Source organism: Aeromonas sp. RU39B, from assembly GCF_900156095.1.
Classification (GTDB): Bacteria; Pseudomonadota; Gammaproteobacteria; order Enterobacterales; family Aeromonadaceae; genus Aeromonas.
Genome location: NZ_FTMJ01000006.1, coordinates 47406 through 63743, shown reverse-complemented (window position 1 = coordinate 63743; position 16338 = coordinate 47406). Strand labels below are relative to the sequence as shown.

Here is a 16338-nt window from a genome sequence, read left to right as displayed (position 1 = left end):
CTTATGAGATCAGCAGGCCAAGACAGATGGATGAAGCGCGCTGCAATTTGCGCTGGGGCGCGCGATAGTGGCGCAGCAGCGGCCGAGCAAGAAAGGCAGGCAGCAGTAAGGATTCGAGCGTCTCAAGGGCGCGAACCAGATGCATGGCAGCCGTCAAATCCCCCTCCACGCTGACCCGGCCTTCGCAAAAGCTCTGGTTGATACCAAGGCGAAAACCGAGCACCGCCAAGGCCACATCAGGGTGTTTGAAAGTGAGCGTGAGCGTGGGGGTGGCGCGGCTGGCGCGCCAGCGCTCTCCCTGTTTTTCCAGGGTCAGGCCACTTCGCAGGCCCCGGGTGCCCAAATGCAGGCAAAACCCGTCGGGCAGATGGCGCAGTTCGCTGTGCACCACCGGATCGACGCGGGCGGCCCGCGCCAGCGTGCGACCAACGCCCCATAGCAGGACAGCGAGCAGCAGTCGCTTGATGCGCCAGGTCAGGGAGTAGAGCGGTACGGGCAGGGGACGGCTCATGTTGGGCTCCTCGCGATGGTATGCCAGAACAGGGTAAAGGCGGCGCTGCGCCACTGGTCATCGCTGGCTCGCTCGGGCTCGGCGACAAACAGGGCAGCGCAGGAGAGCAGTTGCCCCTGACAGACTTCGAGTAACAGGGGCTGCGGGCAGTCGGTCAGGCAACCTTGGCGCACCCCTTGGTCCAGCAGGCGCGGCAAAAACGGCAAGGTTTCACCGATGATGCGGGTGCGCAGGGCCAGCGGCAGGGCGGGCGAGTGGAAAAAACCGAGCAAAAAACGTAGCTCGCGCGGATGGGCCAGCAGCCAGTCGAGCGTGGTATCCCAGTAGTGCCGGGCGGCATCACACAGCGTCACCTGTTCTTCCGGCGCAGGCAGAGCCGATGCCAGACGCTGCTTGACCTCTTCATAGAGCGCCTGGATCAGCAGCTCTTTGCTGGCAAAGTGGTGAAACAGGGTACCGGTCGCAACCCCTGCGGCCTTGGCGATGCGTGCAGTGGCTGCACCCGCCGTCCCCTCTTCGGCACACAGGGTCAGGGCGGCATCTAAGATCTGGCTGCGTTTGTCTTGCATGGGCCACCCTAGCGCAGGAACAGCCACAACATCAGTCGCTGCACCCAGCCGTAGGGCGGATGGATTAGCGAGCCGGTGGTGAAGCGTCCGCGCAGCAGGACCGTCTTGGCCTTGGAGAAGGTGAGAAACCCCTCGTGGCCGTGGTAGTGGCCCATGCCTGAAGCGCCGATGCCACCAAACGGCACATCGTCGGCTGCGACCTGGAACAGGGTCTCGTTGATGGCCATACCGCCGGCATGTACCTCGCGGATCACTCGCTGCTGCAAGGTCGGCTCGAAGCTCATCAGATAGCAGGCGAGCGGCCGCGGCCGCGCCCGGATATAAGCGATCGCCTCATCAATGCTGTCATAGGGCACCAGCGGCAGCAGTGGCCCGAAGATCTCTTGCTGCATCAGCTCGCACTGCTCGGGCACGTTCCACACCAGTTGTGGTAGCAGACGATGATTCGCCTCATCCCGGGCGGGCTCGGCCGCGCTGGCAACCTTGGCGCCAAGCGCCTGTGCCTCTGTCAGCCAGCGACATAGGCGCTGATAATGGGCCTCACTCACCACCGAGCTGTAGTCGGGGCTTGCCAGCCCTTTGGGATAGCGGCGTGCAAATGCCTGCTGAAACGCTGCCACAAACGCCTCTTCCTGACCGCGTGGCAGCAGGATGTAATCGGGCGCCACGCAGATCTGGCCAGCATTGAGGCACTTGCCATAGATAAGCCGCTCGATGGCCAGCGCCAGTGGCATATCCGGTGCAATCAGACAGGGTGATTTGCCACCGAGCTCAAGCGTGACCGGCGTCAGGTTGCGGCTGGCTGCCTCCATCACCTTACGCCCGACGGCGGTGGAGCCGGTAAAGAGCAGATGATCAAACGGCAGGGCGCTGAACGCGGCGGCCACATCCGGCCCCCCTTCCACCACCGCTACTTCGTCGGGAGCAAAGCAGTCGGCCAGCAGAGCGAGCAGCACGGCATTGGTTTGCGGGGTAAATTCTGACAGCTTGATCATGGCCCGGTTGCCTGCCGCCAGAGCGGTGATCAGCGGGCCGATGCTCAGCATCACCGGGAAATTCCACGGCACCATGATGCCGACCACTCCAAGCGGTTGGTAGTGAACGCTGAGACTGGCCGGCGCCAGCAGCAACCCGCTGTGGCGGCGGCTCTGTTTCATCCAGCGGCCAAGACGGCGGTGGGTGTAGTTGATCTGCTGAATGCAGGGGAGCACATCGGCGATCAGCGAGTCTTGCGAACTGCGCTGACCATAATCTTGTGACAGAGCCTGACACAGGGCATCCCGGTTGGCCAACAGCTGGGTTTTAAGGCGCGTCAGTGCGCTGCGCCGCTGGTGCAAATCAGGGAAGGGGGCGGTATCAAAGGCGCTGCGCTGTGCCTGAAACAGGGACTCTAACGTGTGAGTCGTAAAGTGTGGGGCTTGGGTCATGAGGGCTCCAGCCAAAAACCGACTGATTAGTCGGTTAAAAGGTTAGTCGCCGGTTAAACAACTGTAAAGCGTCAGGGCGTGCTGGGGCGAAGCTGGACACAAAATGCGCAATAAAGAGCGGAAGAAGTGTGTGATCCCACACAGTTTTGTGATAAATCCCTTTGAAGCTGACACGGGCGGGATTAGCTTTTTCACATCTAAATACCTATAAGGAGATAGGCCATGACTCTGGATCTGAATTCACTGCTTGCCAAAGTGGATGACGTGATTGACCGCATGCCGGAGAGCTTCAATACCTACGAATTGGCGCAGCGGCTCTCGGCGCTCCATCCGGCTGACTATTTTGCGGCCGGCAATGCTCTGGCCCAAGATACTCCGAAAGGCGCCCTCAACGCGCTGCACCAGAGCATCGCCGAGCGTCTTGCTCATAGCGAGCGGGTGATTGAAGGGGCGCATCTGCCCTGCACCACCCCTTGGGGCGAGCGCAGCAGCTCTCCGCGCTGGCATCGAAAACACTGAGAACGCGCATCGCAAGCGTTGCGACCAGCCACACTGTGTATTCCAAAACAGAGGGCCCCACTGCGGGGCCCTCTGTGGTTATTGTGGCTGCGCCTCGCCGTGCGCTTGATAGCAGCCTTCCACCGCAGTGCGGATAAGCTCCAACGCGGTGTGCGGGCAAGGGGGCAGCTCATCGTCACAGTGACCAAGCGGCGTGACCCGTTCGCCCCATTTGAGCAGTGCGGCTCCCCAGGTGAGGCCTGCACCAAAGGCGGCGGTGAGCAGGTAGCTGTTTGGCTCAACCCGACCCTGCTCGAGCGCTTCGCACAGGGCGATGGGCACGGTGGCTGCCGAGGTGTTGCCATACTGCTCAATGTTGACCATCACCTTGTCCATGTCGGCATTCATCCGTCTGGCCAGGGTTTCGATAATGCGGATATTGGCTTGATGGGGCACGATCAGACCGATCTGCTCTGGCGCAATACCGGCTTGCTCTAGCACACAACCGGCCGCTTCACCCATGCCGCGCACGGCGCGCTTGAAGATCTCCTGACCTTCAAAATTGAAGGTAAACAGCCCGTCCACATCGGCAAAGCGCACCCGATCCGAGCCAAAGTTCGGCACATGCAGGATCTCGCGAGCCTCACCATCACAGCCCAGTTTGCTGGCCAGTAATCCGCTGGGCTGCTCGCTCGCTTCGACCACCACGGCTCCGGCGCCATCACCAAACAGGACGGCGGTATCGCGGCGAGCCCAGTCGAGCAGATAGGTCAGACGCTCGGCACCGATCACCAGCACCTTTTTCATCATGCCGGTCTGGATCAGTGAGGTAGCGACCGACAGGGCGTAGACAAAGCCACTGCAGGCGGCATTGAGATCAAACACGGCGGCGCGGCCGGCGCCGAGTTTTTTCTGCACCGCCGAGGCGGCGCTCGGCAGCAGGGTATCGGGGGTCGCGGTGGCAAGGATGATGCCATCGAGATCGCTGGCGTTTAGCCCTGCACAAGCCAGTGCGCGGCGGGCGGCCAGGGTGGCCAGATCCGAGGTGCTCACATGGGAAACCCGGCGCGCCTTGATCCCGGTGCGTGGATAAATCCACTCGTCGGAGGTGGCCATGATGGTGGCAAGATCATCGTTGGTCAGAACGGCAGGAGGCAGGCATTTGCCCCAGCCGGTGATAGAGGCATAAGTCATCGAAACACCGCTTGGTTGAGGGTCTACCACAGAGCGACAAGGCACAAACTGGGCAGATCTGGGGTGAAAGTGGGGCGATTATGCCGAAAACGGAATGACCTGTCATAAACCGGACCATGACTTCAGAGCCAGCTCACGAACTGGTAGTCTCTTCTTTTGTGTCACCGCATCGGAGCCATCATGCCCAATCTCAACCTGCTGCCAACGCTCAAGGTGTTGCTCGAAACCCGCAACGTCAGCCGGGCGGCCGAGTTGCTGCATCTGAGTCAGCCCTCCATCAGCAAACAGCTCGCGCAGCTGCGCCGGGAGTTTGGCGATGCGCTGCTAGTGCGTGAAGGGCAGCGCTGGCTGCTGACCCCGCGTGCCGAGCTGCTCGCCGGACAGCTGGCCACGCCACTGGCTTCCCTAGAGCGGCTCTATGACCCGCCCGCCTTTGATCCGGCTGCGTGCACCCGGGTCTTTCGTCTGGCCTCGTCGGACTATGTGGCCCAGCATATTCTGCCGGAGATCTGCGCCGCATTGGCCGCGCAGGCACCGCGTGCCGCCATCGCATATCAGTTGTGGGATAAAGAGCAGTTGCCGCGTCTGTGGGAGCTTGAACTCGATCTGGTCTCGACCATCACCGAGGAGGTGCCCGAGCAGATCTGTGGCCGCGCCCAAGGGGAAGACAGGTTAGCGGTGCTGATGGGGGCGCACCATCCGCTCGCCGGGCAGCGTCTGTCACTCGATGACTATCTAGCCTGGCCGCATCTGCAGGTCAGTGGTGGTGGTGACAAGGATTCACCGGTCCTGGCGGTGCTCGGCCCCCTTGGCCGTGAGCGGCGCTGGTTTGCCCATGTACCCTTCTTTCAGGCGGCGGTGGAGATTTTACTGCGTACCGACTGCTTGCTGACCACCCCGGCTCACATCGCCTGGCAGCTGGCACGAGATCATGCACTGACCTTTACCGACCTGCCGTTTGCCACCGCGCCGCAGCAGTATCATCTGCTGTGGCACCGTCGCCATCATCAGGACCCGGCGCACCGCTGGCTGCGCGAACTTGCCTGGCCGCTGCTGAGCGGTCATCTGCAAGATGGTGTACGCGAGAGCAGTCGCATACTGAGCGCCTGACGGTCATATGTATAGCTAATGGGTATGGCTCGTATAACTTACTTTCATTTTGTGCATGGTTTGGCGCGATCTACCCTGAGGCTCTGTCTGGTATCAAGGTATTTGCATTATGGAGTTCAGTAGCTGGCTGCCATTAGCCGCCATCTGTGTCATGGGGGCCATCAGCCCCGGTCCGAGCCTTGCGCTCATCATTCGCAACACGGTCGGTGGCGGACGCGGCAATGGTGTGGCCACCGCACTGGGCCACGGTTTTGGTGTCGGGCTGTATGCCCTGATCACCGCCATGGGATTGGCCATTTTGATCACCCGCACGCCGCTGCTGTTTGATGTGATTCGCTACGGCGGCGCCGCATTTCTGGCCTGGCTCGGTGTGCGCGCCTTGCTGGCCAAGTCGGATGGTGCTGCACCCGGTGAGCACCAGAGCGGCTCACGGCGCGGCGCGTTGGAAGGCTTTATGGTGGCGTTTCTCAACCCGCAGCTGGCCATCTTCTTTATCGCCCTGTTCAGCCAGTTTGTGCACCAGAACACCGGCTGGCGTGAAGGCGGCATCATGATGATGACGGCCGGTGGCATTGATGCCATCTGGTATGTGCTGGTGGCGTTAGGGCTCTCTCACGGGCCGGTACTGGCCTGGCTTGGGCGTAAAGCGAGTGTCATTAACAAGGCCAGCGGTGTGGTGCTGCTGGGGCTGGCGTTGAAAGTGGTGCTGTAAAGCTGCTTTTTTAAAGCATCTTTGTGCTGTGAACTTACGCAGGATCAAGGCGGGCAGGCGAAGATGGGGCTAGACTGCGCCCCATTTTTCCCAGCCCGTCTTTTTTTTCATGCACAGCGAACGCCTTGAACTGCTGGCTCCGGCCAAGAATCTGGAGTACGGCATTGAAGCCATCAATCACGGTGCCGATGCCGTCTATATCGGCGGTCCGGCCTTTGGTGCGCGCAGCGCCGCCGGTAATTCAGTGGCCGATATCGAGGCGCTTTCCCGTCATGCCCACCGTTATGGCGCCCAGGTGTTCGTTGCCTGCAACACCTTGTTGTTTGATAACGAGCTGGAGGCGGCCAGCCGCATGGCTCATGAGATCTATCAGGCCGGTGCCGATGCCCTGATTATTCAGGACCTTGGCCTGTTGCAGTGTGACCTGCCGCCAATTGCCCTGCATGCCAGCACCCAGACCGACAACCGCACGCCCGAGAAGGTGAAGTTTTTGCAAGATGTCGGTTTCTCTCAAGTGGTGCTGGCCCGCGAGCTGTCGCTTGAGCAGATTCGCGCCGTTCGAGGCGCCACCAACGTCCAGCTGGAGTTCTTTATCCACGGCGCCCTGTGCGTCTCATACAGCGGCCAGTGCAACATCAGTTATGCCCGTACCGGCCGCAGTGCCAACCGTGGCGAGTGCGCCCAGTTGTGCCGCCTGCCCTGCACGTTGCAGACGCCGGGGGGGGAGGTGCTGGTGGCGGATAAGCATCTTTTATCACTCAAAGACATGGATCAGAGCCGCAATCTCGAGGCGCTGATCGATGCCGGTATTCGCTCGTTCAAGATAGAGGGGCGGCTTAAAGAGCTCGGTTATGTCAAAAACGTCACCGCCTGGTATCGCCAGAAGCTCGATGCGATTTTGACCCGGCGCAGTGACCTGGCGCCCGCCTCGGCTGGTCGCTGCAGTTACGCATTTACTCCTAATGTGCAAAAGAGCTTTAACCGTGGCAGCACCGATTATTTCCTGCATGGGCGCCATATCGATATCGGTTCACCCGATACGCCAAAATCCCTCGGTGAGCCGCTGGGGCGTGTAAAACGCGTCACCCGCAGCGGGATTGAGCTCGATTCCGGCGAGCAGATCAACAACGGTGATGGGGTGGCGTTTTTTAATCCCAAAGGTGAGCTGGTCGGTGCCCGGGTGAACGAAGTCAAACAGGGGGAGCTGCGCTTTAACGAGCCGCTGCGTGGTCTCAAAGCGGGCAGCGAAGTTTATCGTAACCATGATCAGGCCTTTAGCCGTTTGCTTGAGAAAAAAAGCAGTGAGCGGCGCATCGCCCTTGATGCGGTGCTCACGGTAAGTGACAGCAGCTTGTCACTGCAATTGACTGACGAGCAGGGCAAGAGCGTGACCTGCAGCGTGACCGGCGAGTTTGCGCTGGCCGATAATCCGGAGCGCGCCATCGCCCAGTGCCGCGAGCAGCTTGCCAAGCTTGGCAACACCATCTTTAGCGCCCGAGCCATCGAGCTTATCTGGGATGCGCCGCGCTTTATTGCAGCAGGCGTGCTCAATGGCCTGCGCCGCGAGGCGGTCGAGCAACTCGATCAAGCCCGGGTGATGCAGTGGAAGCGCCCTAAGCGACGCATCGCGCTAAAAGAGGCGATCTATCCGGCCAAGCGCTTGAATTATCTCGGTAATGCGCTTAACCAGGCGGCCGTGGCCTTCTTTCAGGAGCATGGGGTTGGTCGTGTCGCGCCCGCCTTTGAGGCCAAGCAAGAGGAAGGCGAAGTGATGCTGATGATCACCAAGCACTGCATTCGCTACAGCCAGAATCTGTGCCACAAGCAGCACCCGGAGATTAAGCCTGAGCCGCTTGAGCTCAAAATGGGCAAAGACACCTTCCGCTTGCGCTTTGACTGTGTGCGCTGCGAAATGCAGGTGATGGGCAGCTTGAAGCGCTGATGAGTAGAGAGACAAAAGGAGCCAATTTGGCTCCTTATCTTTTTATGATGTGTATGTGCAAAAGGGGCTTAGTTGCGGCACTGTCAATCGTCGTAATGTCCTCTGCACTGAATCACCACGATAGCATCTGCGTCAACGGCATAGACCAGGCGATGTTCGCTATCGATCCGGCGTGACCAGTAACCGGATAGCGTCAGTTTGAGCGGCTCGGGTTTACCTATTCCTTCAAACGGCGTTCGCGTGGTGGCCTCAAGCAGCGTGTTGATACGTTTGAGCATCTTCTTATCAGTCTGCTGCCAGTACAGGTAATCATCCCAACTGGTTGATACAAAGGTAATCTTCATTCTTGCAGTAGTTCGCGCTCAATCGCATTTCCTGCCTTGTGCTCGGCAATTCCCTGCATCAGACGTGCGGCATTTTTCGGTGAGCGCAGCAGATGGGCTGTCTCTTGCAGCGCATTATATTCGGCAAGACTCATCATGATGACTGGCTCGGCACCCTGTCGGGTGATCATCACTGGTGCGCAATCATTGGTGACACTGTCCATTGTCTCTGCCAAATGTTGGCGCGCCTGGCTGTAGTTAATCGCGTACATATGTGCAGTCCCCGGTAATTTTGTACGCATTATTGTACGTGTTGCGCCGAAGGCGCGCAAACTTCGTACCTCAACACGGCCGTTACCCATCCGGTCCGGCCTGTCGCTGGTTTTACCCGCAGGCAATGCCTTCCAGCGTTAACAGTGCCCGTTTGATTGCCAATCCTCCCGCATAACCGGTCAGGCTGCCGTTGGCACCGATCACTCGGTGGCACGGCACGATCACCGACAATGGATTACGGCCATTGGCTGCCCCCACGGCGCGGCTGGCGGTCGGTTTGCCGATAAGCTCGGCCAGCTCACCATAACTGCGGGTCTCGCCATAGGGAATGGTGGTCAGCGCCTGCCAGACCCGTTGCTGGAACTCGGTTCCCTGGGCGGCGCAGGGCAGCGTAAAGGCGCGTAGCCTACCGGCGAAATACGCTGAAAACTCGGCAAGATAAGGTGCCAGCGCAGGCGGGTCAATCTGCCACTCTGGCTCGATGGCGCACGCCTGTGGCCCATCTTGAAATTCTACCCGGCACAAGCCGTGGCGGTTGATAACGACCAGCAGCGGGCCGCAGGGGGTGGGCAGCAGATCATAGCGGATCATGGGAAGCTCCTGTTGAATTGGGGTGTGTGGCGCTGTGCCAAAGCCAGCTCGCGGCGTAAGCGCGCCAGGGCCGCCAGGCGTGGGCGCGTTCGGTAAGTGCCTGCGCGCTCAGACGCGTGCCCGGCTCCAGCGCCTTTTGCAGCACCAGATCGCTGGCGGGAAATGCATCGGGATCGCCGCAGCGAAGACGCCAGTAAGCAACCGTCCACGGGCCGATCCCCGGTAGCGCCAACAACTCGGCATCACTGGCACTGTCCAGATCCAGACCATTGCTGATGGCCGCACCGAGCGCCTTGAGCGTGCGAACCCGACTGCCGGGCAGCCCTAGCCCATCAAGATTCATGCACTGCAGCTCAGATGCGGTGGGCAGTGCCGGCGCACCACACTGCTCGGCGCGCCGAGCCACCAGCCGCCCCAGTATGGTCACCGCGCCCTTGACCGAGATCTGCTGGCCGATAATGGCGCGCAGCATGACCTCATGACGATTCCAGCCACCTGGCAGGCGCAGGCCAGGCGTCGCGTGCAGATGCGCAGCCAATGCCGGGCAGGCGGCAAGGTGCGACAGCACGGGCGCCGGGTCTGCATCAAGGTCCCACATATGGCGCACCCGATACATCAGCTCGGGCAGCTGAGCCGGCGTCGCCCCGGCGAGTGTCAGCTCAAGATTGTGCCCTTTGCCCGCTTGCACGGTGAGCGTGACTACCTGTTCGCTGCTGTGAATATGGCGCACATAGGAGTGACTGCTCACCTCCTCAATGCCCTTGATGGCGCGGGCGCGAAAGAACGATAGCATGGCGGGCCAATCGTACGGGGGACGGTAGGCCAGGCGCAGCGTGAGCGTGTCAGCGGCAGCAATGGCTGGCAATGTGCGGCGAATCGCACTCGGCGCCATGCCGTAAGCGTTCAGCCACGCATCATTAAAGCGGCGCAAGCTACCAAAACCGGCTGCGAACGCGATCTCAGTGATCGCAAGCGGAGTGTCAGTGAGCAGTTGCTTCGCCAGCAACAAGCGGCGGGTTTGCTCGATGTGCAGCGGCGAGACACCCAGATACTGCTCGCATTGCCGGCGCAGCGTGCGCGCCGTGACGCCGCTTTGTGCAGCAAGTTGTTCAAGCGAGCTCTCTGCTAACTCACCGCGTGACATAGCGCGAAGCGCTACCCCAAGCGTACCGGGTAATGCCCGCCACTGCGCCGGGGCGAGCTCCGGCCGGCAACGCAGACATGGGCGCAGGCCCGCTTGCTCGGCCGCTGCCGCCGAAAAGAAGTAGCGCACATTGCGCTCAAGCGGCGGCCTGGCAGGGCAGACCGGACGGCAGTAGATGCCGGTAGTGAGCACGCCGGTAAAAAAGCGGCCATCAAACCGGGCATCGCGTGCGAGCCTTGCGGCGTGGCACTGAGCATCGCTTAAATCGGGTTGGGGCAAGGGGGACATGGCCTCTCTCCATGGCAGTTCAGCTTGCAGCATAGGGGCGTGCCGCTGCAGAGACTAGCCAAAAACGGACAGCAATTAAAACAAAAGCCATCGCCAGACCGGCGCTGCTGTGCGAGGGTAGGAGACACCACACAGGGAGGAGTGAGCATGGCAGGAGCGGCGCGCGCTGGCGCACTTATTTATGTATCGGATCTCGCGCGGCAGATCCGCTTTTATCAAACCCTGCTCGGGATGCAAGTGTTGCATCACGCAGATGATTACGCCGTGCTGGAAAACGCAGATACCCAGCTGGTGCTGCATAGCATCCCTGCGCCTTATGCAGACAAGGTGGTGGTGCACAATCCGCCACAGATCCGTGAAACGAGTGCCATCAAGCTGTTTTTCTCAGTCAGCAGTCTGGCGCAAGCAGAAGTGAAGGCGGCCGATCTCGGCGGCGGATTATTACCCGCGCAGTGGAGCGGGCCGGGCTTTGTCATGCGAAACGGGTTTGATCCGGAAGGGAACGTGTTGCAGCTGCGCGAATGGCTCGCTGAATCGACAGAATAGATCACAGGGCTGCCCGGGCAGCCCTGTGATGACCTCAGATGATTACCCGAGGTAGCGACTTTCCAGATGGCGGCGTAGCCAATGTGGGTTCAGCGCTTCGCCGGTGGCGCGCTCGAGCAGGGTATCGGTTGGCAGCAAGCTGGCCTGTGACCAGACATGCTTGCCGAGCCAGTTGAAGATCTCGGGCAGCCGGCCGCTTGAAACCAGCTCGCCAAGGGGGCCCAGTTCGCGCTCCAGTGCAAAGCGCAGTTGGGCCGCCATCATGGCGCCGAGCGTATAGCTTGGGAAATAACCGAACGAGCCATCTGTCCAGTGAATATCCTGCAGGCAGCCATCGGTGAAGTTGCCTTCGGTCGAGAGCCCCAGCCAGTGGCGCATCTTCTCGTCCCACAGCGCCGGAATGTCGTCAACCTCGATCACACCTTCCATCAGATCACGCTCCAGCTCATAGCGCAAAATGATGTGGGCCGGATAGGTGACTTCGTCGGCATTGACCCGGATGTAGCCCGGCTGTACCCGGTTATACAGGCGTGTCAGGTTGCCTGTCTCCAGCGCCGGTTGCTGGCCGAAATAGTGCTGGATGCGCGACGTGAGCAGTGACAAAAATGCCGGGTGGTGACCAAGCTGCATTTCACAAAACAGACTCTGGCTCTCGTGTACGCCCATTGAACGCGCTTCGCCCACCGGCTGATCGAGCCACTGGCGCGGCAGGCCTTGTTCGTAACGGCCATGGCCGGTTTCGTGCACGATCCCCATCAGGCTAGAGACAAACTCCGCATCGTTATAGCGGGTGGTCATGCGCACATCGGTCGGGACACCGCCGCAGAAGGGGTGGGTGCTCACATCCAGTCGACCATGCTCGAAATCAAAGCCGAGCAGGCCCATCACCTCACGCCCGAGCGCTTCCTGGCTGGCAATCGAAAACGGCCCAATCGGTTCTTGCGGCTGGCTGCCTTGCTGGCGCTGGGTGACCTGGCGGATCAATCCCGGCAACCAGCCGGTCAGCTCGCCAAAAATGTTGTCCAGACGAGCGACCGTCATGCCCGGCTCGTAGAGCGCCAGCATGGCATCGTAAGGGCGCAGCCCCAGCGCATCACCGCGCCGGTTGGCGACCTCCCGTGACAGACGCACCACCTCGCGAAAATTCTCGGCAAAACCGGCCCAGTCGTTACGCGGACGCTGGCTGCGCCAGGCATGCTCGCAGCGGCTACCGGCCAGCGAGAGCGCTTCGACCAGCTCCCCCGGCAGCAAGGTGGCATCGCGCCAACGGCGGGTGATTTCGACCAGATTGGCTTGCTCTGCAGCGTTGAGGGACTCCTGCTCGGCCGCGGCAATCCAGTTGGCCAGCTCGGGGGCAGTCTGGCGCTCGTGCAGCATCAGCTTGAGCTCGGCCAGCGCCTCAGCGCGTGCTTCGTTGCCGCCAGCAGGCATCATGGTGGCCTGATCCCAGCCGCAGATCGCCGCCAGATGTTGCAGCCGATAGATACGGCGCTGGTGTTGCTGAAGTTTCTGATAGGACATGGTGAACGTTCCTTGTGAGTGGTCAGCCAAGACGGCGCATATGGCGTTCGCGGTTCTCGGCTTTCTTGCGGTCGCTTTTTCTTAGCAGCACATAGAGAGCGCCACTGCCGCCATGACGCCGCTCTGCGCTGTGGATGGCCATCACCTCGGGGATATGCGGCAGCCAGGCGCTGACATAACTTTTCAGCAGCGCCTGCGGCTGGCTGCGCTCGCCCTTGCCGTGCAGGATCAGCACCGAGCGGATATCGCGCTCCAGACAGTCGCGCACAAATTGCAGCAACACCATGCGCGCCTCGCGCAGTGTGTGCTGGTGCAGATCGAGGCTGGCTTGCAGCTCATATTTACCAAGGCGCAGCTTCTTGTAGACCCCTTCCTGCACCCCATCACGCTTAAAGCCCACCAGCGAGTCGGGGCGCAGCATATCGATGGCCTCCATGGTGAGGTAATCGAGCGCCGCGCCGCTATCGCGCATGGCTGCCTCACGGCGAGCCAGCTGGGCGTCGCTCGGTGCATGATGACCCGGTTGCAGCAGGACGCGATCTGTCGTGAGTGGTTTAACCCCGCTCATCTCCTGCATAAACAGCTGGTTCTCGTCGTGGTGATCGTCAGTGGGCACGGCGTTAGTTCCTGACATGGCGATATGAACTTCATCAATGAGGATGACTCAATGATACGATCTGCCGCTGGCAGGACAAGAGGCCGTGAATCGGATGGCCACTCAGTGAGCACTCTTACTCGCGGACGTCAGCAGATGCAGTGTATAGCCCTTCTGTTTTAGTGCACTGAGCAGGCCGTGCGGGCCATACAGGTGCAGTGCGCCGACGACCACAAAGCTGCGATCAGGCAGCGTGGGAATCTTCTGCAACCAGCGCTGGTTGCGCTCAATGAGCAGGGTTTGCTCCAGCCAGGTTTGTAACTCGGGAGGGCCCAGCTCTTCTTTGAGCAGTGCCGCCAGTCGTTTGCTGTCATTGTTTTGCCAGGCGTTCATCACCTCGTTAAAGCTCTGGCGAAAATCGGTCAGCTCATCCAGGGTGCTCTGCAGCATGGCGCTTTGGTAAGGCTCGACGCTGGCAAGATAACCGAGTTGCTCACTAAATCCTTCCAGTCCCACCACGGGCAGTTGGCGCTCGTGTGCCGAGGCCAGAAAGTGGCTATCGACGCCAAGGTCTGGCGAAAAGCCGCTACGGACCATGGCGGCCTGGGTCAGGGTGAGAGCGACCGACCAGGGCTTGAGCTGATCGAGCGCCTGCATCGGTACTTGCCACGTGGCGGCTGCCTCTTGGGTGCGCTGATACAGCGCCGGGTCTAACACGCTCTTGAGCGTTTGCCCGCTGGGCAGGCGGGTCAGCGTGCCCATCCTGGCTATCTCGTCCGGAGGGACGCTGTTTAAGTCTACCTCGACCACCAATTGGCGACTCTGTTGCCAGCACGATGTGATCACCGCTGGCAACGGATAGAGCGACTCTGTGCCGGCATGGATAGAGCCCATCAACCAAAGCGTCTGTCCCTCTTTGTTCAGCTCATAGAAGGCTGGCTCGGCCAACAGCAGCCGTGGCACCAGCAGCAGAGGTAGCCAAAGTGAGTAACGCAGAAATTTGATCATGAAAATCCTTAACTTATGTTGCACACTGCAAGACGTTGCTCTTTCGCGAAGAACCAGACAAAACGGAGTTGTCATGCCTCATGTGCGTTGTCGCGCCCTGTCCCAGCCGGATGTGGAGCGTTTGAGCCTTACCCTGATCGATGATCTGGCAGCCCTGCTGGGCAGTGATCCGGCCAATTTTACGCTGGAGCGGGTGGAGAGCACCTTTGTGTCGGGCGGCTGGCCGGTGCAGGCCAGCCCGATGATCGAGGTGGCCTGGTTTGCCCGTGATCAGGCGACCCAGGATGCGGCCGCCAAATTAATTACCACCCAGGTCAAGACCATCTGTGGTGAGCAGAGCCGGGTGGCCGTGATTTTCCAGCCCCTCGAGCGCAGCGCTTACTACAGCGATGGTCAGCACTTCTAGTCTCAGGCTGATTTCACCAGTAGCCGGTCCAGCCAGCAAGTAGGCAGCAGCCGGCGCAGCAGCGCAAACAGCCGGGTCGGGAAGGTGACCGGGTAGCGGGCACGCGGTCGGCGGCTGTTAAGCGCATGGAGCAGGGGAGGCAGGCAGGACTCCGGCGGCAGGGTAAAGCGGCCGCTCGGCCCCTCTTTTTCCAGCCGTTTGAGCGTCTGGCGATATGCCTTTTTGTGGCGGCTCTCTTTGGGGTCAATGTGGCGCAGGAAGGCGTCACGGGCATTGACCCGAAAGCGGGTGTCGATGGGGCCGGGCTCAATCAGGCTGACATGGACACCGGTGCCGGCAAGCTCAAGGCGCAGAGTATCGCTGTAGCCTTCGATGGCGAATTTGCTGGTGTTGTAAGCGCCGCGAAAACGCATGGCAACCAGCCCGAGAATTGAGCTGTTCTGGATGATGCGCCCTTCACCGGCGGCCAGCATGCCCGGCAGCACCTGCCGGATCAGATGGTGCCAGCCAATCAGGTTGGTTTCGAGTTGTTCGCGCAGCGCCTCGGTTGGCAGATCTTCGAGCGCCCCCGGCTGGCCGTAGGCGCCATTGTTAAACAGGCCATACAGCCGGCCGCCTGCGAGAAACAGAGCTTCAGCCACGCCGGCATCAATGCTGGCTGGATCAGCGAGATCGAGACGAATGGCCGTAAACCCCTCACGGCGTAGCCGGGCTGCGTCCTCTTCGCTGCGGGTGGAGGCAATAACGGAAAAACCGTGCTGACGAAGACCGTGGGCTGCGGCAAGGCCGATGCCGCTGGAGCAGCCGGTGATAAGGACGAAGCGTGACATGCTGGGGTTCCAACCATTCGGGGCAAATAGAGTGACCGTCCGTTGCCACAAATGCAACCGTCCGCTGGCTCGCGTCGGCGCTGCGGCGTAAAGTCATAAAAGTGTCACAGAAAGTTCCAATAATTGGCGCACATTTCTTCATACGGGAGTTAAGCGAAATGGCAAAGCGAATTCTGGTGGTCGAGGATGAGGCCCCAATCCGCGAGATGCTCTGCTTTGTGCTCGAGCAGAAGGGGTATGAAGCCATCGAAGCCCAGGATTTTGAGGATGGTCTGGCCAAGGTGAAAGAGCCCTACCCTGAGCTGATCGTGCTGGACTGGATGTTGCCAGGCGGCAGCGGTATCCAGTTCATCAAGCAACTGAAACTCGATGAAGTGACTCGCCAGATCCCGGTGGTGATGCTCACTGCCCGTGGCGAGGAAGAGGATAAGGTGCGCGGCCTCGAAGCCGGTGCCGACGACTACATCACCAAGCCATTTTCCCCCAAAGAGTTGACTGCGCGCCTGCATGCAGTGATGCGCCGGGTATCGCCCACCTCGATCGAAGAGGCCATTGAAGTGCAGGGGCTGCGCCTTGATCCCCTGTCGCACCGGGTCAGTGTCGAGGAGCGCGCCCTCGACATGGGGCCTACCGAATTCAAGCTGTTGCACTTTTTCATGACCCACCCGGAGCGGGTTTACAGTCGTGAACAGCTGCTCAACAATGTGTGGGGTACCAACGTCTATGTGGAAGACCGCACCGTGGATGTGCATATCCGCCGTCTGCGCAAGGCTATCGAAGAGACGGGACATGACCGTCTGATCCAGACAGTGAGAGGCGCCGGTTACCGCTTTTCCACCCGCTTGTAGGA

General features: G+C 60.5%; 19 protein-coding genes. 7 read left to right on the top strand and 12 right to left on the bottom strand.

Annotated elements, in window-relative coordinates:
* Nucleotide 1 precedes the first annotated feature (1 nt).
* The 3 genes from BW958_RS10200 to BW958_RS10190 are packed head-to-tail and all read right to left on the bottom strand — an operon-like array spanning nucleotide 2 to nucleotide 2507.
* Nucleotides 2-511 carry a hypothetical protein gene (locus BW958_RS10200; protein ID WP_076575631.1) on the bottom strand — a complete coding sequence of 170 codons (510 nt, stop codon included), beginning with the start codon at nucleotides 509-511 and terminating at the stop codon, nucleotides 2-4.
* Nucleotides 508-1080 carry a TetR/AcrR family transcriptional regulator gene (locus tag BW958_RS10195; RefSeq protein ID WP_076575630.1) on the bottom strand — a complete coding sequence of 191 codons (573 nt, stop codon included), beginning with the start codon at nucleotides 1078-1080 and terminating at the stop codon, nucleotides 508-510. Before BW958_RS10195 ends, BW958_RS10200 begins: the two co-directional genes overlap by 4 nt.
* Nucleotides 1081-1088: 8 nt before the next feature.
* Complete coding sequence (locus BW958_RS10190; RefSeq protein WP_076575629.1) at nucleotides 1089-2507, bottom strand: coniferyl aldehyde dehydrogenase; 1419 nt, start codon at nucleotides 2505-2507, stop codon at nucleotides 1089-1091.
* A gap of 222 nt (nucleotides 2508-2729) precedes the next feature.
* Between BW958_RS10190 and BW958_RS10185 the strand changes: the two genes are divergently transcribed.
* Entirely contained in the window at nucleotides 2730-3026 is a 297-nt protein-coding gene (locus BW958_RS10185) for a hypothetical protein (protein ID WP_076575628.1), read from the top strand.
* Nucleotides 3027-3104: 78 nt separating this feature from the next.
* On the opposite strand, the gene BW958_RS10180 is transcribed toward BW958_RS10185, so the two are convergent.
* Nucleotides 3105-4199 (bottom strand): ketoacyl-ACP synthase III, encoded by a 1095-nt coding sequence (locus tag BW958_RS10180; RefSeq protein WP_076575627.1) that lies wholly within the window; start codon nucleotides 4197-4199, stop codon nucleotides 3105-3107.
* A 180-nt stretch (nucleotides 4200-4379) separates the two neighbouring features.
* On the opposite strand from BW958_RS10180, the gene BW958_RS10175 reads away from it, so the two are divergent.
* From BW958_RS10175 to BW958_RS10165, 3 genes are all read left to right on the top strand, one after another.
* The gene (locus BW958_RS10175) at nucleotides 4380-5309 is read left to right on the top strand and encodes a LysR family transcriptional regulator (RefSeq protein WP_076575626.1); all 930 of its coding nucleotides are present in this window, start codon (nucleotides 4380-4382) and stop codon (nucleotides 5307-5309) included.
* Nucleotides 5310-5418: 109 nt separating this feature from the next.
* On the top strand, nucleotides 5419-6021 hold the full coding sequence (locus tag BW958_RS10170) for a LysE family translocator (RefSeq protein WP_076575625.1): 603 nt from the start codon (nucleotides 5419-5421) through the stop codon (nucleotides 6019-6021).
* Between the two features lie 109 nt (nucleotides 6022-6130).
* Nucleotides 6131-7963 carry a peptidase U32 family protein gene (locus tag BW958_RS10165; protein ID WP_076575624.1) on the top strand — a complete coding sequence of 611 codons (1833 nt, stop codon included), beginning with the start codon at nucleotides 6131-6133 and terminating at the stop codon, nucleotides 7961-7963.
* Between the two features lie 83 nt (nucleotides 7964-8046).
* Here BW958_RS10165 and BW958_RS10160 read toward each other — a convergent pair whose 3' ends face one another.
* The 4 genes from BW958_RS10160 to BW958_RS10145 all read right to left on the bottom strand — a co-directional run bounded on the left by BW958_RS10160 (nucleotide 8047) and on the right by BW958_RS10145 (nucleotide 10582).
* Nucleotides 8047-8307, bottom strand: a complete 261-nt coding sequence (locus BW958_RS10160) for a Txe/YoeB family addiction module toxin (protein WP_076575623.1) — start codon at nucleotides 8305-8307, stop codon at nucleotides 8047-8049.
* Nucleotides 8304-8558 (bottom strand): type II toxin-antitoxin system Phd/YefM family antitoxin, encoded by a 255-nt coding sequence (locus BW958_RS10155; RefSeq protein ID WP_076575622.1) that lies wholly within the window; start codon nucleotides 8556-8558, stop codon nucleotides 8304-8306. The genes BW958_RS10160 and BW958_RS10155 overlap by 4 nt, the downstream gene beginning before the upstream one ends.
* Before the next feature lie 112 nt (nucleotides 8559-8670).
* On the bottom strand, nucleotides 8671-9150 hold the full coding sequence (locus BW958_RS10150; RefSeq protein ID WP_076575621.1) for a methylated-DNA--[protein]-cysteine S-methyltransferase: 480 nt from the start codon (nucleotides 9148-9150) through the stop codon (nucleotides 8671-8673).
* Nucleotides 9137-10582: an AlkA N-terminal domain-containing protein gene (locus tag BW958_RS10145; RefSeq protein ID WP_076575620.1), complete on the bottom strand. Its 1446-nt coding sequence runs from the start codon at nucleotides 10580-10582 to the stop codon at nucleotides 9137-9139. Before BW958_RS10145 ends, BW958_RS10150 begins: the two co-directional genes overlap by 14 nt.
* 147 nt (nucleotides 10583-10729) lie before the next feature.
* Here BW958_RS10145 and BW958_RS10140 point away from each other — a divergent pair, with 147 nt between their 5' ends.
* On the top strand, nucleotides 10730-11128 hold the full coding sequence (locus BW958_RS10140) for a VOC family protein (RefSeq protein WP_076575619.1): 399 nt from the start codon (nucleotides 10730-10732) through the stop codon (nucleotides 11126-11128).
* A 42-nt stretch (nucleotides 11129-11170) separates the two neighbouring features.
* On the opposite strand, the gene BW958_RS10135 is transcribed toward BW958_RS10140, so the two are convergent.
* From BW958_RS10135 to BW958_RS10125, 3 genes are all read right to left on the bottom strand, one after another.
* Nucleotides 11171-12649: a carboxypeptidase M32 gene (locus BW958_RS10135; RefSeq protein WP_076575618.1), complete on the bottom strand. Its 1479-nt coding sequence runs from the start codon at nucleotides 12647-12649 to the stop codon at nucleotides 11171-11173.
* A gap of 22 nt (nucleotides 12650-12671) precedes the next feature.
* Nucleotides 12672-13283 (bottom strand): DNA endonuclease SmrA, encoded by a 612-nt coding sequence (gene smrA / locus BW958_RS10130; RefSeq protein WP_076575617.1) that lies wholly within the window; start codon nucleotides 13281-13283, stop codon nucleotides 12672-12674.
* Nucleotides 13284-13367: 84 nt separating this feature from the next.
* A complete protein-coding gene (locus tag BW958_RS10125) occupies nucleotides 13368-14252 on the bottom strand; it encodes a TraB/GumN family protein (protein ID WP_076575616.1) in 885 nt (294 codons plus the stop codon).
* 73 nt (nucleotides 14253-14325) lie between these two features.
* Here BW958_RS10125 and BW958_RS10120 point away from each other — a divergent pair, with 73 nt between their 5' ends.
* Entirely contained in the window at nucleotides 14326-14658 is a 333-nt protein-coding gene (locus tag BW958_RS10120; protein ID WP_076575615.1) for a DUF1904 family protein, read from the top strand.
* A gap of 2 nt (nucleotides 14659-14660) precedes the next feature.
* Here BW958_RS10120 and BW958_RS10115 read toward each other — a convergent pair whose 3' ends face one another.
* Nucleotides 14661-15488 carry an SDR family oxidoreductase gene (locus tag BW958_RS10115; RefSeq protein WP_076575614.1) on the bottom strand — a complete coding sequence of 276 codons (828 nt, stop codon included), beginning with the start codon at nucleotides 15486-15488 and terminating at the stop codon, nucleotides 14661-14663.
* A 158-nt stretch (nucleotides 15489-15646) separates the two neighbouring features.
* On the opposite strand from BW958_RS10115, the gene phoB reads away from it, so the two are divergent.
* On the top strand, nucleotides 15647-16336 hold the full coding sequence (phoB, locus tag BW958_RS10110) for a phosphate regulon transcriptional regulator PhoB (protein WP_076575613.1): 690 nt from the start codon (nucleotides 15647-15649) through the stop codon (nucleotides 16334-16336).
* The last annotated feature ends 2 nt before the right edge of the window (nucleotides 16337-16338 follow it).